The sequence below is a fragment of the Microtetraspora malaysiensis genome (assembly GCF_001528665.1).
Classification (GTDB): Bacteria; Actinomycetota; Actinomycetes; order Streptosporangiales; family Streptosporangiaceae; genus Microtetraspora_A; species Microtetraspora_A malaysiensis.
This window is the reverse complement of the sequence record NZ_BBYJ01000035.1, coordinates 72,416-91,356: the sequence shown is the minus strand read 5'-3', so window position 1 is coordinate 91,356 and position 18,941 is coordinate 72,416. Positions and strand designations below refer to the sequence as shown.

General features: G+C 71.4%; 22 protein-coding genes and 1 pseudogene. 15 read left to right on the top strand and 8 right to left on the bottom strand.

The window, feature by feature from the left end:
* The 4 genes and pseudogenes from AWQ71_RS35320 to AWQ71_RS35305 form a co-directional block, all read right to left on the bottom strand.
* Positions 1–2,129: pseudogene (locus tag AWQ71_RS35320) on the bottom strand (hypothetical protein); the annotation flags it as partial.
* A 67-nt stretch (positions 2,130–2,196) separates the two neighbouring features.
* Positions 2,197–2,883: a class I SAM-dependent methyltransferase gene (locus AWQ71_RS35315; protein WP_245658806.1), complete on the bottom strand. Its 687-nt coding sequence runs from the start codon at positions 2,881–2,883 to the stop codon at positions 2,197–2,199.
* Between the two features lie 150 nt (positions 2,884–3,033).
* Entirely contained in the window at positions 3,034–4,107 is a 1,074-nt protein-coding gene (locus tag AWQ71_RS35310) for an ABC transporter substrate-binding protein (RefSeq protein ID WP_084259653.1), read from the bottom strand.
* A 74-nt stretch (positions 4,108–4,181) separates the two neighbouring features.
* The gene (locus tag AWQ71_RS35305) at positions 4,182–4,340 is read right to left on the bottom strand and encodes a hypothetical protein (protein WP_369407234.1); all 159 of its coding nucleotides are present in this window, start codon (positions 4,338–4,340) and stop codon (positions 4,182–4,184) included.
* 163 nt (positions 4,341–4,503) lie between these two features.
* On the opposite strand from AWQ71_RS35305, the gene fdxA reads away from it, so the two are divergent.
* The 7 genes from fdxA to AWQ71_RS35270 all read left to right on the top strand — a co-directional run bounded on the left by fdxA (position 4,504) and on the right by AWQ71_RS35270 (position 10,159).
* A complete protein-coding gene (gene fdxA, locus AWQ71_RS35300) occupies positions 4,504–4,830 on the top strand; it encodes a ferredoxin (protein WP_067142189.1) in 327 nt (108 codons plus the stop codon).
* A gap of 68 nt (positions 4,831–4,898) precedes the next feature.
* Positions 4,899–5,978, top strand: a complete 1,080-nt coding sequence (gene dapC / locus AWQ71_RS35295) for a succinyldiaminopimelate transaminase (protein ID WP_067142185.1) — start codon at positions 4,899–4,901, stop codon at positions 5,976–5,978.
* A gap of 11 nt (positions 5,979–5,989) precedes the next feature.
* On the top strand, positions 5,990–6,634 hold the full coding sequence (locus AWQ71_RS35290) for a DUF4178 domain-containing protein (RefSeq protein ID WP_067142182.1): 645 nt from the start codon (positions 5,990–5,992) through the stop codon (positions 6,632–6,634).
* A gap of 10 nt (positions 6,635–6,644) precedes the next feature.
* Positions 6,645–7,451: a hypothetical protein gene (locus AWQ71_RS35285; RefSeq protein ID WP_245658805.1), complete on the top strand. Its 807-nt coding sequence runs from the start codon at positions 6,645–6,647 to the stop codon at positions 7,449–7,451.
* A gap of 17 nt (positions 7,452–7,468) precedes the next feature.
* Positions 7,469–8,527: a succinyl-diaminopimelate desuccinylase gene (dapE, locus tag AWQ71_RS35280; protein WP_067142179.1), complete on the top strand. Its 1,059-nt coding sequence runs from the start codon at positions 7,469–7,471 to the stop codon at positions 8,525–8,527.
* A gap of 228 nt (positions 8,528–8,755) precedes the next feature.
* Positions 8,756–9,550: an LOG family protein gene (locus AWQ71_RS35275; RefSeq protein WP_067142239.1), complete on the top strand. Its 795-nt coding sequence runs from the start codon at positions 8,756–8,758 to the stop codon at positions 9,548–9,550.
* A gap of 21 nt (positions 9,551–9,571) precedes the next feature.
* Positions 9,572–10,159 carry an LOG family protein gene (locus AWQ71_RS35270; RefSeq protein WP_067142176.1) on the top strand — a complete coding sequence of 196 codons (588 nt, stop codon included), beginning with the start codon at positions 9,572–9,574 and terminating at the stop codon, positions 10,157–10,159.
* Here the strand turns inward: AWQ71_RS35270 and AWQ71_RS35265 are convergent.
* Entirely contained in the window at positions 10,136–10,420 is a 285-nt protein-coding gene (locus AWQ71_RS35265) for a hypothetical protein (protein WP_067142173.1), read from the bottom strand. The genes AWQ71_RS35270 and AWQ71_RS35265 overlap by 24 nt on opposite strands.
* A gap of 43 nt (positions 10,421–10,463) precedes the next feature.
* On the opposite strand from AWQ71_RS35265, the gene AWQ71_RS35260 reads away from it, so the two are divergent.
* Together AWQ71_RS35260 and AWQ71_RS35255 are read left to right on the top strand one after the other, a co-directional pair.
* Positions 10,464–11,222 (top strand): hypothetical protein, encoded by a 759-nt coding sequence (locus AWQ71_RS35260; protein ID WP_067142170.1) that lies wholly within the window; start codon positions 10,464–10,466, stop codon positions 11,220–11,222.
* Positions 11,222–11,794 (top strand): DNA-3-methyladenine glycosylase I, encoded by a 573-nt coding sequence (locus tag AWQ71_RS35255; protein WP_067142167.1) that lies wholly within the window; start codon positions 11,222–11,224, stop codon positions 11,792–11,794. The genes AWQ71_RS35260 and AWQ71_RS35255 overlap by 1 nt, the downstream gene beginning before the upstream one ends.
* Here the strand turns inward: AWQ71_RS35255 and AWQ71_RS35250 are convergent.
* Together AWQ71_RS35250 and AWQ71_RS35245 are read right to left on the bottom strand one after the other, a co-directional pair.
* A complete protein-coding gene (locus AWQ71_RS35250; protein WP_067142164.1) occupies positions 11,760–12,557 on the bottom strand; it encodes an enoyl-CoA hydratase-related protein in 798 nt (265 codons plus the stop codon). The two genes, AWQ71_RS35255 and AWQ71_RS35250, sit on opposite strands and share 35 nt — an antisense overlap.
* On the bottom strand, positions 12,554–13,399 hold the full coding sequence (locus AWQ71_RS35245) for a PaaX family transcriptional regulator (RefSeq protein ID WP_084259656.1): 846 nt from the start codon (positions 13,397–13,399) through the stop codon (positions 12,554–12,556). Before AWQ71_RS35245 ends, AWQ71_RS35250 begins: the two co-directional genes overlap by 4 nt.
* Before the next feature lie 182 nt (positions 13,400–13,581).
* On the opposite strand from AWQ71_RS35245, the gene AWQ71_RS40970 reads away from it, so the two are divergent.
* Together AWQ71_RS40970 and AWQ71_RS35240 are read left to right on the top strand one after the other, a co-directional pair.
* Entirely contained in the window at positions 13,582–13,749 is a 168-nt protein-coding gene (locus AWQ71_RS40970) for a DUF3117 domain-containing protein (protein ID WP_082777371.1), read from the top strand.
* A 79-nt stretch (positions 13,750–13,828) separates the two neighbouring features.
* The gene (locus AWQ71_RS35240; RefSeq protein WP_067142161.1) at positions 13,829–15,229 is read left to right on the top strand and encodes a leucyl aminopeptidase; all 1,401 of its coding nucleotides are present in this window, start codon (positions 13,829–13,831) and stop codon (positions 15,227–15,229) included.
* On the opposite strand, the gene AWQ71_RS35235 is transcribed toward AWQ71_RS35240, so the two are convergent.
* Positions 15,218–15,853: an O-methyltransferase gene (locus tag AWQ71_RS35235; RefSeq protein WP_067142158.1), complete on the bottom strand. Its 636-nt coding sequence runs from the start codon at positions 15,851–15,853 to the stop codon at positions 15,218–15,220. The two genes, AWQ71_RS35240 and AWQ71_RS35235, sit on opposite strands and share 12 nt — an antisense overlap.
* Before the next feature lie 151 nt (positions 15,854–16,004).
* Between AWQ71_RS35235 and sigE the strand changes: the two genes are divergently transcribed.
* From sigE to AWQ71_RS35215, 4 genes are read left to right on the top strand one after another with little or no spacing between them, the layout of a single operon-like run.
* Positions 16,005–16,643: an RNA polymerase sigma factor SigE gene (gene sigE / locus AWQ71_RS35230; protein ID WP_067142154.1), complete on the top strand. Its 639-nt coding sequence runs from the start codon at positions 16,005–16,007 to the stop codon at positions 16,641–16,643.
* Complete coding sequence (locus AWQ71_RS35225; protein WP_067142150.1) at positions 16,640–17,197, top strand: anti-sigma factor family protein; 558 nt, start codon at positions 16,640–16,642, stop codon at positions 17,195–17,197. The genes sigE and AWQ71_RS35225 overlap by 4 nt, the downstream gene beginning before the upstream one ends.
* A 27-nt stretch (positions 17,198–17,224) precedes the next feature.
* Complete coding sequence (locus tag AWQ71_RS35220) at positions 17,225–18,499, top strand: S1C family serine protease (protein ID WP_067142146.1); 1,275 nt, start codon at positions 17,225–17,227, stop codon at positions 18,497–18,499.
* A 56-nt stretch (positions 18,500–18,555) separates the two neighbouring features.
* Positions 18,556–18,915: a sec-independent translocase gene (locus tag AWQ71_RS35215; protein WP_067142143.1), complete on the top strand. Its 360-nt coding sequence runs from the start codon at positions 18,556–18,558 to the stop codon at positions 18,913–18,915.
* The last annotated feature ends 26 nt before the right edge of the window (positions 18,916–18,941 follow it).

Genomic DNA, 18,941 nt, shown 5'->3' with positions numbered 1-18,941 from the left:
GGCGCGGGGGCCGGCGGCTGCGCGGGCGCGGGGGCCGGACGGGACGTGTTGCCGCTCTGCATACGGAGCTGCGGCACGTGCTCCAGCCACTCCTTGGCGACCTCGGGGTGAATCCCCAGCGAGGCGACCAGCTCCAGCGCGCGGGCGACGGTCGGCGGCCGCTCGGCGCCCAGGATGAGGGCGCGCGTCTTCTCGTGCAGCTCACTCAGCTCGCCGACCACGAGCCAGTTCCCGGAGACGCGGTGCTCGGGCAGTGTGGTCAGCACGAACTGCCACGCGGGCACGTCGAGCGAGGGCAGGTCGGCGCGATGCCAGGGGGCGGCGTCGATCAGCCGGGACTTCGGCGCGGCCACGCCCAGCGTCTCCACGACCCGCTTCACGTGCTCGCCGTACGCCATCGCCTCGGGCCCGGCGAGCCACTCCGCCAGCCGCGCGCGCAGCGACTCCTCGATTTCGCCGATGGCCGCCACGGGGATGGCGAACAGCTTGGCCAGCTCCTCGGCCGCCGTGGGGATCTCGGCGAAGACCCGGTTCTGCGCGACCATCCACGACTGGTCGTCCAGGCCGGCGAACACGGAGTCGAGCAGGGCGGGGAAGTCGGGCTCCTCGGCGGGGCCGCTCTCGGCGTCGGCGGCCGCGCCCCCGTCCGTCTCCGCGCCGCCGTCCGTCTCCGCGCCGCCGTCCGTCTCCGCGCCGCCGTCCGTCTCCGCGCCGCCGTCCGTCTCCGCGCCGCCGTCCGTCTCCGCGCCGCCGTCCGTCTCCGCGCCGCCGTCGGGGGCGCTTTCGGCGGAGCTTTCGGACACCGCGGCGGGGTCTTCCCCGCCGTCCGGGACTTCCACGTTCTCCGGGGCGGACTCTGCGCTGTCGGATCCGGCGCTGTCGGACTCTGCGCCGTCGAGTTCCTCCGGGCCGTCCGGGGCCGCCGTCGCGTTCGCGGCGTCGGCGGCGTCGGCGGCATCGTCAACGTCGTCTTCGGTGGCTTCGGCGGCGGCGGACGCCTCGGCGCCCTCCGCGGCATCGGACCCGGCCTCGGGCTGGGCGGGGGAGTCCCCGGGACCAGCCTCGCGAGCGTCCGCGGAGTCGTCCGACGCCCCGCTGTCGACGGCGTCGGGGGTGGCATCGGCCGCGGCCGGGCTCTCCTCCGGCGGGTCGGCCGGGCCCTCCGGCGAAGCGGCGATGTCCTCGGCCGGAGCGGTGATGTTCTCCTGCGAAGCGGCGTCCTCGCCGTCGTCGGCCGAGGCGGCAGCGCTCTCGACGCCCTCAGCGCCCTCAGCGCCCTCGGCGTCCTCAGCGTCCTCGGTGGCGTCGGACTCGCCGGGAGCGGGTACGGCGGCGGCGGACGCGGGCTCTTCCGCCGGGGCGGCGCCCTCCAGGTGAGCGGCCCCCTCGGACGCCTCTTCGGACGCCTTTTCGGCGGGATCGCCGGGGAGGGCCTCCAGGAGCTCCGGCAGAGCCGGCGCGGCGTCGGGGACGCTCTCCACGAGGGCCGGAGCGACCTCGGACAGGTCCTCCGACGTCTCGGACCGGCTCTCCGACGCCTCGGCCAGAGCCGGCGCGGCCTCCGGGACGTCCTCCGAAGCTTCCGCGAGGGCCGGCGCGGCCTGGACCGGGCTCTGGGCCGCGGCTTCGGCCGGGAGGCCCTGCCCGGCGGCGCGTACGACAGGCGGCCTCCGCGTCCCGGCGAGGCGGGCGAACACGGCGGTGAAAAGCGCGGTCAGGACGGGGCGGGCCTTGATGAACGCCTGGTCGCACAGTTCGCGGGCGGACAGCGAGAGCAGGCCCGGCCAGGACCCGGCACGATCCAGGGCGATGGCGACCTGCGGGTCGTCCGCGTCGTTCGGGTCGAGCACGTGCAGGGCGGGCAGCACGTCGCCGACGGCCGCCGCGGGCCACTGCTCCAGGGCGAGTTCCGTGACCAGTTCGCCCAGGGCCTCGGGGCCGAGCACGGCGAGCACGCGGGAGACAGGCAGGCTGCGCCACCACGCCTCCGGCAACGCACCCTCGGCGGCGCTCGGCTGGGCGTCCGGCGGCAGGTCGTCCACCGAACGGGAGGGCGCGGTCAGCGTTCCGATGCGGGCAGCGTCACTCCAGCGCAGCGGTGGCACAAGGTCACTCAGGCAGAAGTTCATCGCTTTCCCATCAGTCTGTACAGCCAGACCATAGTCTGACAAATCCCCTACGACATCGGGAGTTTCGTCAGCGACGAACGGCGGCGAAACGGAGTCGCACGTAGTCGGCCACCCACCCGGACTCCCGCCTCAGTGCCGGGGCCGCGAGCTCGTTCACCCTGCGTAGGAGGGGCTCCACGAGCGCGGGCGGCACCCCGTCGAGCAGCGACCCGGCGAACATCCGCACCCAGTCGGCCGCGCCGCCGGGACACTCGTCCAGCGGGGTGGGGCGGTCGACGTACTCCAGGATCCGCACCGTGAAGCCGCCCTTCTCCAGCCGGACGGCGTACTCGGCCGGGGTGGGGAAGTACCACGGCAGCCCCGGCTCGCGCAGCCCGTGCTCGCGCCAGGCGGTGCGCATCGCGGACGTCAGCGTGGCGCAGTTGCCCGCGCCGCCCAGCTCGGCGACGAACCTGCCGCCGGGCCGCAGGGCCATCCGCACGCACGAGATCACGGCGTCGGGGTCGCGGCTCATCCAGTGCAGCGCCGCGTTCGAGAACACCGCGTCGTACGGCTGGGCCACGGTGAAGTCGTCACCGTATCCGACGGTGAAGTCGAGGCCCGGGTACTGGGCGATCGCGGTCTCGATCATGGCAGCGGAGCCGTCGATGCCCAGGACCTGCGCGCCTCGCTTGGCGATCTCCGCGGTGAGCACGCCGGTGCCGCAGCCGAGATCGAGGACGCGCTCATCCGGCTGCGGGTCGAGGAGCTCCACCAGCGGCACTCCCTGGGCCGATACGTAGCCGAAGGAACTGTCGTAGGCGCGAGCGTTCCACCGCGTGAGACTGGGGGTTTCATATCGCAAGATCGGCTCGCATTCTCGTGTGGGCAACACTTTACGGCTTCGCCGAACTCGCGACCGCTATTAGCCGATTTGCCGGGACCAGTACTTCTGCAGGTAGGACTTCGCCTCGTCCTGCTGCGGAATCGTGAGGTACACCGGCGTCCCGACGGCCCTGGGCAGCTTGGCCGCCGTTACCCGGTCGATCGTGCCGCGCATCTCCATGGCCTCCATCCGGACCGGACGGGCGTACCCGTTGAGGAATAGATTCTGGCCGTCGTCGGAGAGCAGGAATTCCTCCCACAGGCGGGCGGCGGCCGGATGTTGCGCCTTCTTGTTGATCGCCTGCACATAGTAGGAGGCGAGCACCTCGTCGCGGGGGATCGTCACCAGCCAGGTCGGCTTGCCGCCCTGCGTCGTGGCGGCGGAGCGCGCCATGTTGAGGTAGTCCCAGTCGACCACCGCCGTGGCCTGCTCGGGTGCCGTGAGCGCGCCCGCCTTCTTGAGCCCGGAGAAGAAGGCGAGTCCGCGGGCCGCGTCCGTCTTCCCCCTCTTGAGCGAGGTCGCCATGACGCCGTTGAACGCGGAGGCGGTGCGCAGCGGATCGCCCGGCAGCGCCACCGTGACACCCTTCCTGTTCAGCGCCGCGTACGACGGCGGCACGGGCATCTTGCGCGGGTCGTAGCCGATGGACATGTAGCCGCCGTAGGTGGCGTACCAGAGGCCCTTGCCGTCCTTGAGCTCGTCGGGGACGTCCGGCCAGCCGCTCACCTTGTACGGCGCGAACTTCTCGGCGTTGGCCACCGCCACGTCGAGGTTGAGGTCGAACACGTCGGGCGGGTTCTTGCCCGTCGCCGCGTTGATCTGCTGCTGGCTGCTCGCGTCGGGGCGCAGCTCGGTCACCTTGATGCCGTATTCCTCGGAGAACCGCTCGATGAGGTGGCCGTAGTTGACCCAGGTGTGCGGCAGGCCGATGACGGTGAGCTCGCCCTCTTTGCGGGCCGCGGCGACCAGGCCGTCCATGCCGCCGAAGCCGCTCAGGCCGTCGGCGCGCACGTTCGCGGGCGGGAGCTGCTGGGGCTTCTCCTCTGCGGGGGCCGAGCAGGCGGCCGCGGCCGAAAGGAGGAGGATCACGGCGACACTGGTACGTTTGGTCACTCGCCGAATACTCTACGTGGCGCTCCCGGCGGTCGAGGAGGCACGCGCGGGATTTACCGAGCGATCACGGGCATTTACCTGACCGGCACCACACGCGCCGCGACCAGGCTCTCCTCCGCGATCTCCACGAGCGTCCCGTCTCGCTTGCGTACGGCCAGCACGCCCTCGCTCCACGACTCCAACACGCCGACGGCGTCGCGGAAGCCGCCGGGCACCGTGCGTCGCGTGGTCACCCGTTTCCCCGCGTCGGCGGGGGTAATCGCGATGATGAGACGGGCTCCTTGACGAAGGGTCACGGCGATTGTCCCCCTCCCGTTTCGGCCTGTGGGCAGGCAACGCAATACTAGGTCTGAACAACCCGCGGTCGAATCGTGCCAACTCAGAAGGAGCCCGAAGGTGACGTACGTCATCGCGCAGCCTTGCGTGGACGTCCTGGACAAGGCGTGCATCGAGGAGTGCCCCGTCGATTGCATCTACGAGGGCAACCGGATGCTCTACATCCACCCCGACGAGTGCGTGGACTGCGGAGCCTGTGAGCCGGTCTGCCCCGTCGAGGCGATCTTCTACGAAGATGATCTTCCCGAGCAGTGGAAGGACTTCTACAAGGCCAACGTGGAGTTCTTCGAAGAGCTCGGCTCCCCGGGCGGCGCGTCCAAGGTCGGCAAGATCGAGAGGGACCACTCCGTCGTCGCCGCGCTCCCGCCGCAGGGCGAAGACCACTGACCAGCGGGAACTCCGCCCATTGAGCACTCAGGCTCGATGGGCGGGTTCATGATGACTAGGGGGCCATTTTGATCTCGTTGCCGGACTTCCCGTGGGATCGGCTCACGGCCTACAAGGAGAGGGCGGGGGCGCACCCTGACGGGATCGTCGACCTCTCGGTCGGCACTCCGGTCGATCCGGTCCCCCTGGTCGCGCAGAAGGCGCTCGCCGAGGCCGCCGACAGTCCCGGCTACCCGCTGACGTACGGCACTCCCCGGCTGCGCGAGGCGGCCGCGGGATGGTTGGCACGCAGGCACGGCGTCCGTGTCGACGCGGCGGACATCCTGCCCACGATCGGGACCAAGGAACTGGTGGCCTGGCTGCCCACCCTCCTCGGCGTACGGCCCGGCGAGCGCGTGCTCTTCCCCGAGCTGGCCTACCCCACGTACGACGTCGGGGCGCGGCTGGCCGGAGCCACGCCGTACGCCACGGACGGGCTGCTGGCGGTGGGGCCGGAGCGCGTCCCGCTCGTCTGGGTGAACTCCCCGTCGAACCCCACCGGCCGGGTGCTCCCGGCGGAGCACCTGCGCAAGGTCGTCTCCTGGGCGCGCGAGCGCGGGGCCGTGGTCGCCTCCGACGAGTGCTACCTGGAGCTCGGCTGGGAGGAGCGGCCGGTCTCGATCCTCCATCCCGACGTCTGCGGCGGCTCGCACGAGGGCCTGCTCGCGGTCCACTCGATGTCGAAGCGTTCCAACCTGGCCGGTTACCGCGCCGGTTTCGTGGCCGGTGACCCGGCGCTGGTGCGGCGGCTGCTGGAGGTGCGCAAGCACGCCGGCATGATCATGCCCGCTCCCGTGCAGGCCGCCATGGCGGCCGTGCTCGACGACGACGCGCACGCCGACGAGCAGCGGGAGAGGTACGCCCGCCGCCGCGCCGTGCTCCGCCCCGCGCTCGAACGCGCCGGATGGCGGGTCGAGCACTCCACGGCCGGGCTCTACCTCTGGGCCACCAACGGCGCCGGCTGCTGGGAGCAGGTCGACGCCCTGGCCGCGCGCGGCATCCTGGTCGCGCCCGGCGACTTCTACGGCGAGGCAGGCGCGCGCCATGTCCGTATCGCCGTGACCGCCACCGATGAGCGGGTAAATGCGGCTGTGCTCCGCCTCCAGTAGGATCGCCCGGCATGACGGCAGCGGTGGTGCTCTCCTTGAGCGTCGCGACGCTCGTCGTCGTGCTGGGCGCCGTCCTCGCCGCGGTGCGCTCCGGCCGCTCCCGGGTGCCGTCCGCGGAAGCCGCGAAGCAGGGGGCCGCGAAACAGGGCGCCGCGAAGCCGGATGCCGGGCCCGAGTACTTCGACCCCCGCACGATCAAGGTGGGCGACACGGTCCACTGCGCGGGTGTCCGCTTCCACACCGTCGGAGCGCTCCATCTGGCCCGCCAGGGCGAGCGGCGCACCGAGTACCTCCTCGACGACGGCAACCGGCACTATCAGTGGCTGTCGGTCGAGGAACTCAGGGAACAGGGTGCCGGCGAAGCCGGCCATCTGGAGGTGCTGCTGTGGACCACCGTGCCGACCGAGGGCATGGTCCCGGCCAAGAGCACCCTCACGATGGACGGCGCCGAGTTCTCGCCCGTCAGGCGCGGCACGGTCGCGTTCCGCGCCGAGGGCACCACCGGGATGCCCGACCGCGGGCTGCTGGACTACGTCCTCTACCACGGGAACGACGGGCGGCTGCTCGCCTTCCGGCGTCCGCAGGGCGGCGGCTGGGCGGCCTCCTACGCGCATCCTCTGCCGCCGGGATCGATCCGCGTGGAGCGGCGTTCGTGAGGTTCGCCACGTGACCGGGCGTGTCTCACGCACGGTGCTGGCCATCGTGGCCATCGTCGTCGTCATCGGGGCGGGGATCTTCTTCGGGGCGTACTACCTGTTGGAGCGCGCCAAGCCGTTCGCGCTCGGCGAGCACTGCAAGATCAAGACGTCCGAGGGCAGCCTTGAGCTGGACATCGAGCAGTCGGAGATCGCGGCTACGATCGCCGCCGTCGCCACGCGCCGCGGGCTGCCCGAGCGCGCTTTGCAGATCGCGTACGTGACCGCGATCCAGGAGTCCAAGCTCACGAACCTGCCCTACGGCGACCGCGACTCGGTGGGCGTCTTCCAGCAGCGGCCCTCGCAGGGCTGGGGCACCTCCAAGCAGCTTCAGGACCCCGTGTACGCGACCAGGAAGTTCTTCGTCGCGCTGGAGAAGGTCAACGGCTACCACAAGATGCCGCTGCACGAGGCCGCGCAGGAGGTGCAGCGGTCCGCGGACGGCTCGGCGTACGCGCAGCACGAGCCGCAGGCGCGGATCCTGGCCGGCGCGTTCTCCGGCCGCGTTCCGAAGGCCGTCCACTGCTGGTACCCGCCGCCGGAGAAGCCGGTCACGTTCCGCCCGCAGGTGGCGCGCAAGCAGTTGCTCCGCGAGCTGGGCGACGACTCGGCGGCCGGGCGGTCCTGGCAGATCGCCGCGTGGTACGTCGCCCACGCCCAGAGGTACGGCCTGCGCGAGGTCCGCTACGGCGATGTGGTGTGGACGGCGGAGGCCGGTCACGACGGCTGGGTGGCCTCGGAGGAGGCGCCCGTCACCGGAAAGGTGCGCGTGCTCTGAGGGATAGGCTCGCGACCATGCGGTTGGACCTGGATCTGAGCACAGACGTGGGCGCGCTGACGGCGAGACTGGTGGACATCGAGTCAGTCAGCGGTGACGAGAAGGCGATCGTCGACGCGATCGAGGAGGTGCTGCGCCCCTTGCGGCACCTGTCCGTGGACCGGGACGGCGAGGCCCTCGTCGTGCGTACGGCGCTCGGGCGCACCGAACGGGTGGTGATCGCCGGGCACGTGGACACGGTGCCGGTGGCGGACAACGTGCCCGCCCGGGTGGAGGGCGACCTGATCCACGGCTGCGGCACCTCGGACATGAAGAGCGCGATCGCGGTCATGCTCAAGCTGTGCCTCATCGAGGCGCCCAACCGCGACCTGACGTTCGTGTTCTACGACTGCGAGGAGATCGAGGCCGAGCGCAGCGGCCTGCTCCGGCTGACCCGCAATCACCCCGACTGGCTGGTCGGCGACTTCGCCGTCCTCATGGAGCCCACGCACGGGTTGATCGAGGGCGGCTGCCAGGGCACCCTCCGGGCCGAGATCGTGACCCGCGGCGTGCGCTCGCACAGTGCCCGGTCCTGGAAGGGGGTCAACGCCATTCACGCCGCCGCGCCGATCCTCGACCGGCTCAACGCGTACGAGCCGCGGCGGCCGGTCGTGGAGGGGCTGGAGTACCGCGAGGGCCTCAACGCGGTCGGGATCCACGGCGGCGTGGCGGGCAACGTGATCCCCGACGAGTGCGTGGTCACGGTCAACTACCGGTTCGCGCCCGATCTTTCCGTCGAGCAGGCGCAGGACCACGTCCGCGAGGTGTTCGACGGCTTCGAGGTGCGGTTCACCGACGCGGCGCCCGCGGCCCGCCCGGGGCTGACCCATCCGGTGGCCGCCCGCTTCGCCGAGGCCGTCGGGGGCGTCCCCAGGGCCAAGTACGGCTGGACCGACGTCGCCCGCTTCTCCGAGCTGGGCATCCCGGCGGTCAACTACGGCCCGGGCGACCCGAACCTGGCGCACCGGCGGGATGAGCACGCCGAGCTGTCCAAGATCTTCGAATGCGAACGACGGATGACCGCCTGGCTGACCTGATACCTGATACCTGATACCTGATCCGGGGCCGAGGAACGATTTCCGCAGGCCCGGGAGGTGGTTCCCGATCTGGGTGGAAATGAAGAAAGTGGCTTTCCTCGCCGGCCATTTGGCGGGGAAAGCCACTTTCATCCCGAGCAGCACCCTCGCCTGTTAGACGTGGGGCGGTTGAATCCCGGTTCCGCGATTTTTCAAGATTGTTTTGACTCCTGCACTAGCGTGATCGGCATGACTACTATCCGCAGGGAACGCCGCCAGGGCCCCTCCGTCCTCCGCGGCAGCATGGTTCCCGAGTCCACTCATGACCAGCGGCTTCTCGATCGCAGAGGGCCGACCGACTGGCTCCACATGGACCCCTGGAGAGTGCTCCGCATCCAGTCGGAGTTCGTCGAAGGATTCGGCGCGCTCGCCGAGCTGCCGCCCGCCGTGACCGTCTTCGGCTCCTCCCGAACCGGCCGTGATTCCAAGGAGTACGAGCTGGGCATGCGGCTCGGACGATCGCTCGCCGAGGCCGGTTTCGCCGTCATCACCGGGGGCGGCCCCGGCGTGATGGAGGCGGCCAACAAGGGCGCGCTGGAAAGCGGCGGGGTGTCGGTCGGCCTCGGCATCGAGCTCCCCCACGAGCAGAGCATGAACGAATACGTCGATCTCGGCGTGGAATTCCGGTACTTCTTCGTTCGCAAGACGATGTTCGTCAAGTACTCCTCGGGCTTCGTCACGCTGCCCGGCGGGTTCGGCACCCTCGACGAGCTCTTCGAGGCGTTGACCCTGGTCCAGACCCGCAAGGTCACCTCGTTCCCCGTGATCCTCATGGGCGTCGAGTTCTGGACGCCGCTGATCGACTGGATCCGCACCTCGCTCCTCGCGTCGGGCAAGGTCTCCTCCCAGGATGTGGACCTGATCCGGCTCACCGACGACCCGGACGAGGCCGTGGAGATCATCGCGGCGGCCGACCGGCAGCAGGCGGGTACGGCACGCAGAGACGAGACCACCCGCCGCCACTCGGTCGCGGACACCCAGTAACCGAGCTTCTAAGGTTGAGCGATGTTCATCTGCGTGTTCTGTTCCTCCAGCCTGAAGATCGATCCCAAATACATCGACCTCGCGACCGAGGTCGGCACCGAGATCGGCAAGCGCGGCCACGGCCTGGTCAGCGGGGGAGCGGTCGTCTCCTGCATGGGCGCCGTGGCGCGGGCGACGCGCCGCGCCGGCGGACACACCATCGGCGTGATCCCGCAGGTGCTCGTGGACATCGAGATCGCCGACACCGACTCGGACGAGCTGATCGTCACCGACGACATGCGCCAGCGCAAGGGCCTGATGGACGCCAGGTCGGACGCCTTCCTGGTCCTTCCTGGCGGCATCGGCACGCTTGAGGAACTCTTCGAGATCTGGACCTCCCGCGTGCTCGGCATGCACGAGAAGCCGCTGGTCATCCTCGACCCCTGGGGCCTCTACGACCCGCTGCGCGACCTGGTTGCGGGCATGTACGACCAGGGGTTCACCCGGCCGGGGGTCTTCGACGCCATCTCCTGGACGGCCGACGTCCAGGAGGCGTTCGACCTCCTGGAGCGGCCGGGGCGCGAGCTGCGTCCCAGCCCGGAGGAGCTAGGCGAGGCCACGCCGAGTTAGGGCGGGGGGCCGCCGGCCGGCCAGGGACTCGGTCATCTCCACCGCGAGCCGTACGTCCCGGGCCGTCCCCGGGGCCGTGCGGAACACCCGAGCCCCGGCCCAGGCGAAAACGGCGGCCGCGGCGACCGCCTCCGTGGGTTCCTCCGGGAGCGTCACGACGACCGTACGACCGGCCCGGACGAGATCGGACACCTCCGTCATGGAGCCGGCCATGGCCCATCCCGGGTCGATAGCGTCATCGGGGCCGAGTACCACCGTCATGCATTGATGCTCCCACGGATGGGACTTGTGGCACGATTCGTATGTGCTGGTCGTACTCGCCCTCGCCGCGATCGCCGTCGTGGCCGTCACGGTGAAGGTCTCCCAGGGGCATGGCGGAGAGATGGCCGTGTTCCCACCGGACACACCGCCGCTCGTCATCCCCCGGGGACGCCTCTACGCGGCGGACCTGGCCCGGCTGCAACTCCCGATCGGCCTCGTGGGCTACCAGACGGACGCCGTGGACGCGACGCTGCAGCGGGTCGCGGCCTCGCTCGGCGAGCGGGACCTCCACATCGCCGCGCTGGAGCAGCGCCTGGCCGAGCTGGTGACGGCCCGTCTGTACGGCCGCCCCGGCGACGCGGAGGAGCCCCGGAGCGGCGTGGACGCCGAGGACGCGCCCCTGCGGACCGACGCGGCGGCCCTGTGGGCGGACGCGGCGGACGACGACCCGATGGACGGCGCGGCGGACGGCGCGACGGCGGCCGAGGATGAGCCCGCCGAGGACGAGCCCGCCGCGGGCGACGTCTCCGGTGACGGCGCGAGCGCCGACGAGGACCGGGACGCCGCCGACGCCACCTCGACGCCGGGCACCGAGAGCGCTGACGACGCCCCCCGGACCGAGCAGCCGGAACAGCCGGAGCACGAGCGGGCGGGCGAGCCGGCACAGGCCGAGCGCCCGGGGAAGCCGAAGCCGGCCGAGTCCGAACAGGCGGAGCAGCCGGGGGAGGGCGCCGAGCCCCACCGGGCCGCCACGGCCACAGCCACCGTCACGAGCACGGGTACGCGGGAGGAGGGCGCGTGATGATCAGGTGCGCGTGGGCCACCTCCGCCCCCGACTACATCGCTTACCACGACGAGGAGTGGGGACGGCCGGTCCGCGGCGACGACCACGTCTTCGAACGCGTCACGCTGGAGGCGTTCCAGTCCGGCCTGTCCTGGCTGACCATCCTGCGCAAGCGGGAGAACTTCCGGGCCGCCTTCGCCGGGTTCTCCATCGAGAAGGTGGCCGCGTTCGACGAGTCGGACGTGGAGCGGCTGATGGGCGACGCCGGCATCGTCCGCAACCGCGCCAAGGTCGAGGCGGCCCTCGCCAACGCGAGGGCCGCGCTGGAGCTTCCCGGCGGCCTGTCGGACCTGGTGTGGAAATACGCCGACCTCTCGACGCCGGCGCCGCCCACCCCCGCCGAAGTCCCGGCGCAGACTCCGGCTTCCAAGGCACTGGCCAAGGAGCTCAAGCGGAACGGCTTCCGGTTCGTCGGCCCGACCACGGCCTACGCCCTGATGCAGGCCATCGGCCTGGTCAACGACCACGTGGCCGACTGCTGGGTGCGCGAGGAGATCAACGGCCGTCGAACCGCGGCCGCTCCTTGTTGAGGAACGCCTTGGTCGCGGCCGCGTGGTCGGCCGTGGCCGCACACTCGTCCTGCAGCTCCGCCTCCAGGTCGAGCGCTTCCGGCAGCGAGTGTGTGGCGGCGTAGTCCAGCGCTCGCCTGGTCGCCGCGTACGCGCGCGTCGGGCCCTGCGCCAGCCGTACCGCAAGCTCGCGGGCGACGGTGAGCACCTCGCCGGCGGGGACGACCCGGGTCACCAGGCCCAGCTCCAGCGCCCGCCCGGCGTCCACGGCGTCGCCGAGCAGGAGCAGCTCGCGGGCCCGGGCCGGCCCCACCAGACGCTGCAGCGTCCACGACGCTCCCGAGTCGGGGGCGAGGCCGATGCCGGTGAACGCCATGGCGAACTTCGCCTTGTCGGACGCCACCCGGAAGTCGCAGGCGAAGGCGAGCGCCGCGCCCGCGCCCGCCGCCACGCCGTTCACCGCGGCGACGACCGGCTTGTCCATCGTCGTGAGCGTCCGCACGATCGGGTTGTAGTGCCGCCGGACCGTGTCGTCGAGGCCGCGGCCGCTCTCCAGGTGCTCGGCGTGCTCACGCAGGTCCTGACCGGCGCAGAAGCCCCGGCCCTGGCCGGTCAGCAGCACGGCGCGTACGGACGCGTCGTCCCTGGCCCGTTCCACCGCCGCCAGCAGCGCGGACTTCATGGAGGTGGTCAGCGAGTTCATCGCGTCCGGACGGTTCAGCGTGATCGTGGCGACACCCTCGCCGATCTCGTAGCGGACCTCGTCGGCGTCGTCGGCGGTCATCGGATCTCCTCAGCGGTGGTCCCACGGGCGGCTGCTCCGGGGAAAACAAAAAAGGCGTGCGGAGCGACATCGAACGCCCCGTCCATGTTCTGATCGACGAACGCGGTGGCGGCCGGCAGCAGCCGGGCGGCCTCCTGCTCGAAGTAGAGGCGGGCCTTCTCTCCCGGCCAGCCGGGGGGCAGCAGCTCGGCCGGCAGCCCCGGGTCGCGGAACAGGAAGTTGCGCCACCCGTTCAGCAGCTTGCTGCGCACCGCGAAGACCTGGTCGACGTGGGCGTCGTCGGGCAGCGAGCCGACGAGGACCTCGGCGTCGGCCAGCCACTGCTCGTACGCCTGGGCGATCGCGCACAGATCCCAGGCCTGGGCCACCAGCTCGCGCGGGTCCCCGGCAAGGGTCGCGTCGAACACGTACGCGCTGATCCGCAGCGCGTCGAGCTCAGGGGAAGGGTGCGGACCGATCCAGGTGGTCTCGGAGAGCGGCGCGTAGCCGAGGTATGCGAGGTCTGCCCGGAGCCGCTCCCGGCGCTGCCGGTCACGGACCGGTTCGAGGACGAGCATGTGCCACCGGCCCGACCAGTTCACCGGGCCCGCCCGGTAGATGCGCGCCGCCGCCTCGTCCAGGCGGTTCACGCCTTTCGGCGTCAGCGTGTAGCCGGGGCCCTGCGGCAGTCGTACGTGGTCGAGCCAGCCCTGGCGGACCATCCGCGAGATCGCGGTGCGCACGGCAGGAGCGGCGATGCCGAGCGGTGCGAGCAGTCGGACGAGAGCGGCCACGGACGCGCGCCCGCCCCGGCTACGGAGATGGTCTCCGTAAAGATCGAAAAGCGCGGCGCGGGCGTTCACCCCACCCAGTGTGCTGTGCAGATGCGCCGCCGACAATGCATATCCGACGTCCTTTGATCGACTGTACGGGGCATGGTCGTTACCTTTTTAAGCTCAGAGGCGGGATAATAGGCCATCACATCAAGACGTGAATATGTCGGCCGCCCCCCGGGGAAGCCGGCGCCGTGGGAAGGGATGCACGCATGGCGGCGATGAAGCCGCGGACCGGCGACGGTCCGCTGGAAGTCACCAAGGAAGGCCGGGGCATTGTCATGCGGGTCCCCCTCGAGGGTGGCGGCCGGCTCGTCGTCGAGCTCTCGGCTGATGAGGCCGGCGCCCTTGGAGACGCACTGAAGAAGGTGGTCGGCTGACTCCCAGCCGACCTGTTCGATTTTCGGCCCTGGCGGCGGGGGTGATCCCGGTGCCGGGGCCGCCTTGTTGGAGGTGCTTGTGCCGATAGAGACCACGCCGACCTTCGTTGCCGAGCCTGCGGCCGACGCGCAGTTCGTCGCCGTGCCGTTCGGACGGGATCTCGCTCCACCCACGGATCTGCCATTGCCAGTTGACGCGCTGCTGGCCCATTACGAGGCCAAGGGGGAGCCGGGAGAGGTCGTCGAGGTCCCGGTCGCGCTCGGCTCGGGCATCCGCCGCGTCCTCCTGTACGGCGTCGGCGGGGGCTCGGCGGCCGACCTGCGGAAGGCGGGCGCCTCCGTGGCCAGGAAGGTCAAGGGCGGCGCGCGGGTCTGGATCCGGGTGCCGGAGACCGGCGACGCCGCCGCGCTGGCCGAGGGCGCGCTGCTCGCGTCGTACACCTTCAGGATCGGCGCCGTACGCACGCCTCCCGACATCGTCTTCGTCGGTGGGGACGAGGAGGCGCTGCGGCGGGGCGAGACGGTCGCCCGCGCGACGGCGCTGGCCCGCGACCTCGTCAACACCCCGGCGTCGATCAAGTCCCCGGCCTGGCTGGCGGATCAGGCGCGGGAGGTCGCCGCGAGCGCCGGCCTGGGCTTCCGCGAGGACAGTGCGCTCGACGGGTTCGGCGGCATCCGGGCGGTCGGGCAGGGATCGGCCCAGCCGCCCAGGCTCGTCGAACTCACCTACGCGCCCGAGGGGGCCACCCGGCACGTGGTCCTCGTCGGCAAGGGCATCACGTTCGACACCGGCGGCCTGTCGCTCAAGCCCGAAGAGGGCATGAAGACGATGAAGACCGACATGGCGGGCGGCGCGGCCGTCATCGCCGTGATGGGCGCGCTGGCGACCGCCGGCGTTCCGGTGCGGGTGACCGGGCTCGTGGCCTGCGCGGAGAACGCGTTCTCCGGGTCCGCGCAGCGGCCCGGCGACGTCATCACCCAGTACGGCGGGCGCACCGTCGAGGTGCTGAACACCGACGCCGAGGGGCGGCTGGTGCTGGCGGACGCGCTCGCCTACGCCGACGCCGAGCTCGCTCCCGACATCCTGATCGACATCGCCACGCTCACCGGCGCGGCCAAGATCGCGCTCGGGCTGCGGCTCGGCGCGCTCTACGCGACCGACGATCCGCTGGCGGCGGAGTTGGTGGCAGCGGGGGAGGCGACCGGCGAGCGGCTGTGGCGGATGCCGCTGATCGACGACTACCGCGCCGACCTCGACTCCGACATCGCCGACCTGGCCAACGTGGACCGGAAGATGTCCGGCTCGGCCGGCTCGGTGGCCGCGGCGCTCTTCCTCAGAGAGTTCGCCGGCGGACGGCCGTGGGCGCATCTCGACGTCGCGGGCCCGGCGCGGGCGACCGCGGACGACGGCGAGATCACCAAGGGCGGCACCGGGTTCGGCGTCCGGCTGCTCCTCAGCTATCTCGCGTCACTGGGCTAGTTTGACCGCGGCGAGGAGGCCGTCGCCGAGGGGCAGCATCAGCGGGCGGAGCCGGTCGTCGGCGCGGACCAGCTTGCCCAGCTCCCGTACGGCGACGGTGTCCGGGTCGCGCTGTATGGGATCGGCCACCCGGTCGTCGCAGAAGGCGTCGCCGAACACGACGATCCCGCCGACGCGCAGCAGCCGTACCGACTCGGCCAGATAGTCGCCGTACTCCTGTTTGGCGGCGTCGCAGAAGACGAGGTCGTACCCCCCGTCGGCCAGGCGGGGGAGCACGTCGAGGGCGCGGCCGCCGATCAGCCGGATCTTGCTGCCGGAGAAGCCGGCCTCCGCGAACGTCTTGCGGGCCAGCCGCTGGTGCTCCGGCTCGGCGTCGACGCTGGTCAGCGTGCCGTCCGGACGCATGCCGCGCAGGAGCCAGAGCCCCGAAACGCCGCAGCCCGTGCCGACCTCGACCACCGACCGGGCGTTGATCGCCGTGGCGAGGAAGCAGAGCGCCGCCCCGCACCCGGGCAGGATCGGGTGCGCTCCCACCTCGATGCCCCGCCGGCGCGCGGATCGCAGGATCTCGTCCTCGGGGACGAACTCCTCCGCGTAGGCCAGGCTGGCCGGGGTCGTCGCCATCGGCCTCTCCTTCCCTCCTGCATTCTGTCGCAGCCTAGGGGAGTCAGGGTCGAACGGGAACTCACGCCACAACGGGGACGTTGCACGCTTTGAACGGTCTTTGTACAGACCGATCGAACGCGGTGCGCAGGAAGGGGCGAAACCAGGCACTATGGCTGTAGCGACGATCCTGCAGAGAGGACTCCCGGTGGACCACCACGACCACCAGGCGGACGCCCCCGTGTCCGACTGGACGCCTCCCACCTGGGAGGAGGTCGTCAGAACGCATTCCGCCCGGGTCTACCGGCTCGCGTACCGCCTCACCGGCAACGTGCACGACGCCGAGGACCTGACGCAGGAAGTCTTCGTCCGGGTCTTCCGCTCACTCTCCAGCTATACGCCCGGCACCTTCGAGGGCTGGCTGCACCGCATCACCACGAACCTCTTCCTCGACATGGCGCGCCGCAGGCAGCGCATCAGGTTCGAGGGGCTGGCCGACGACGCCGCCGAGCGGCTGCACGGCCGGGAGCCGTCCCCGGCGCAGGCGTACGACGACACTCACCTGGAGCACGACATCCAGGCGGCGCTCGACGCGCTGGCGCCCGAGTTCCGGGCGGCCGTGGTGCTGTGCGACATCGAGGGGCTGTCCTACGAGGAGATCGCGGCGACGCTCGGCGTGAAACTGGGCACCGTGCGCAGCAGGATCCACCGGGGACGTGCCCAGTTGCGTGAGGCGCTGGACCACCGCGCCCCGGGGGCGAACAGGAACGGTGACCAATTCCCCCCTTCGTTCAGCAAGGAGGGTGCATGAGTCATCTTGGCGAGCGCGTTTCCGCGCTCATCGACGGCGAACTCGGTCACAGGGATCGTGAGCGGGCGCTCGCGCACCTGACCTTCTGCGCGGACTGCCGTGCCGAGGTCGACGCCATGCGCGCGCTGAAGAGCCGGCTGCGCTCCATCGAGCCGCCCACCATGCCGGCCGACCTCACCATGTCGCTGCTGCGCATGTCGGAGCCGGGCGGACCGATTCCGCCGCGCATGCGGCCGTTCCCCGACCATCCGGCCTTCGCCGACACCCGGCTGCCGTCGATGCGCATCGCCCCGACGGACAACCGGCCCCGGCTGGCGGGCGGCCACTCCGGGCCGGGACGGTCAAGCCGCACCCGCCGGGCGGGCTATGTTGCGGTGGGATTCGCGTCCGCGGCCGTGGCGCTCGGTACGATGTTCATCGTCGGCGGCACCGGGGGTCAGCAGACGCCCAATCCTCCGGTGCAGTTCGTCAATCCGCAGCAGAGAATCGCGCCACCGCAGACGAGCCCGACGCCCAGCCCGTCGTCGAGCTTGCGCAGCCACCTCGCTCGATGACGTTCGAACGCAGGAGGGACCGCGCGCATGACCGACGACACGGGCGGGTTCGATTCCGGGGCGTTCGGCCGGCAGGGGCGGCCTGACTTCCTTCCCGCCCCAGAGCGGGCGGCCGGGCTGGGGCCCGGATGGGGTCCTCCGCCGCCGTTCCCGCCGCCGTTCCCGCCCCCTCCCGTCCGTACGGCTCCGCCGGCGCGGTTCTCCCTCGCCCTCGCCCTGGTGGTCGCCCTCGTCGCGGGCGCCGCGGGGAGCGCCGGCACCTACCTGCTGACGCGGCCGCCGTCCGGCACCGACCCGTCGTACCGGCTGAGCGCGGTGCCCTCCGGCGCCACCACGCGACCGCCCGACTCCGTCGCCGGGGTCGCGGCCCGGGTGCTGCCGAGCGTGGTCTCGCTGGAGGTCAAGGGCAACCAGGAGGCCGGGACGGGCTCCGGCTTCGTCATCAAGGGCGGCTACATCGTGACGAACAACCACGTCGTCGCGGTGGCCGCGCAGACCGGAGAGATCCGGATCCGGTTCAACAACCGCAAGTCGACCACCGCGAAGATCGTCGGCCGCGACCCGAACTCCGACATCGCCGTGGTCAAGCCGGAGCACACCTTCGGGGCGCCGGAGATCACCCTGGGCAACTCCGACAGCGTGGTCGTGGGCGACCCGGTGATCGCCATCGGCTCGCCGCTCGGCCTCAGCGGAACCGTCACCACCGGCATCGTCAGCTCGCTCAACCGTCCTGTGGAGGCGGGAGGGGAGACCGGTTCCGACTTCGCGCTGATCAACGCGATCCAGACCGACGCCGCGATCAATCCCGGCAACTCCGGCGGGCCGCTCGTCAACGCGTCCGGGCAGGTGATCGGGGTGAACTCGGCCATCGCCACGCTGGGCAGCGGTGCGGCCCTCGGCCAGCAGACCGGCAGCATCGGCCTGGGCTTCGCGATCCCGATCAACCACGTCCGGCGGGTGGCGCAGGAGCTCATCACCACGGGCAGCGCGCGCACCTCGCGGATCGGCATCACCGTCGACACGCAATACCAGGGCCCGGGCGTACGGATCGCCGCCGGGACGAGCGGCGGCGAGCCCGCGGTCACGCCCGGCGGGCCGGCGGACAAGGCGGGCCTCAAGCCGGGCGACATCATCCTGGAGATCGACGGGCAGCCGGTCGACGACAGCCGCGAGCTCATCGTGACGATCCGCAACAAGGCCCCCGGCGACCAGGTGAAGCTCAAGTTCCGGCACGACGGCGACGAGAAGACGGCGAAGGTCACCGTCACCGCCGCTCCGGCCCCCACGGCGCACCCGTCGTAATAGCAGTCAGGTGCTATTAGTCTGAAACCAGCTGTTCCTGGAAGAGGAGATCACCTGTGTTCGGACTGGGTTGGCCAGAGCTCCTGGCACTCGTGGTGATCGGACTGCTGGTGTTCGGCCCGGAGAAGCTGCCGCAGGCGGCCCAGCAGGCCGGCCGTACGCTCCGGCAGCTCCGCCATATGGCCAACAACGCCAAGGCGGATCTGGAGGCCAACCTCGGCCCGGAGTTCAAGAACTTCGATCCCGCGGACCTCAATCCCAAGGCGTTCGTCCGCAAGCACCTGCTGGACGACGTCGAGAACGACTGGAACGCGTCGTCCGCCGCGGAGTCGGTTCCGGCGGTGGCCGCGGCCGCGCCGCCCGGCGGCGAGCTCGGCTTCGGCGAGATCCCGCCGTACGACACGGAAGCGACCTGAGCCTCCGACTGGTTTCGCGGGCCGGA

Bases quoted from the DNA above. Each gene is read 5' to 3' on its own strand.
- AWQ71_RS35290 (WP_067142182.1), top strand. From the start codon at position 5,990: ATGACGGCAGCGGTGGTGCTCTCCTTGAGCGTCGCGACGCTCGTCGTC.
- dapE (WP_067142179.1), top strand. From the start codon at position 7,469: ATGCGGTTGGACCTGGATCTGAGCACAGACGTGGGCGCGCTGACGGCG.
- AWQ71_RS35275 (WP_067142239.1), top strand. From the start codon at position 8,756: ATGACTACTATCCGCAGGGAACGCCGCCAGGGCCCCTCCGTCCTCCGC.
- AWQ71_RS35270 (WP_067142176.1), top strand. From the start codon at position 9,572: ATGTTCATCTGCGTGTTCTGTTCCTCCAGCCTGAAGATCGATCCCAAA.
- AWQ71_RS35265 (WP_067142173.1), bottom strand. From the start codon at position 10,420: ATGACGGTGGTACTCGGCCCCGATGACGCTATCGACCCGGGATGGGCC.
- AWQ71_RS35255 (WP_067142167.1), top strand. From the start codon at position 11,222: ATGATCAGGTGCGCGTGGGCCACCTCCGCCCCCGACTACATCGCTTAC.
- AWQ71_RS35250 (WP_067142164.1), bottom strand. From the start codon at position 12,557: ATGACCGCCGACGACGCCGACGAGGTCCGCTACGAGATCGGCGAGGGT.
- AWQ71_RS40970 (WP_082777371.1), top strand. From the start codon at position 13,582: ATGGCGGCGATGAAGCCGCGGACCGGCGACGGTCCGCTGGAAGTCACC.
- AWQ71_RS35235 (WP_067142158.1), bottom strand. From the start codon at position 15,853: ATGGCGACGACCCCGGCCAGCCTGGCCTACGCGGAGGAGTTCGTCCCC.
- sigE (WP_067142154.1), top strand. From the start codon at position 16,005: ATGGCTGTAGCGACGATCCTGCAGAGAGGACTCCCGGTGGACCACCAC.
- AWQ71_RS35225 (WP_067142150.1), top strand. From the start codon at position 16,640: ATGAGTCATCTTGGCGAGCGCGTTTCCGCGCTCATCGACGGCGAACTC.
- AWQ71_RS35220 (WP_067142146.1), top strand. From the start codon at position 17,225: ATGACCGACGACACGGGCGGGTTCGATTCCGGGGCGTTCGGCCGGCAG.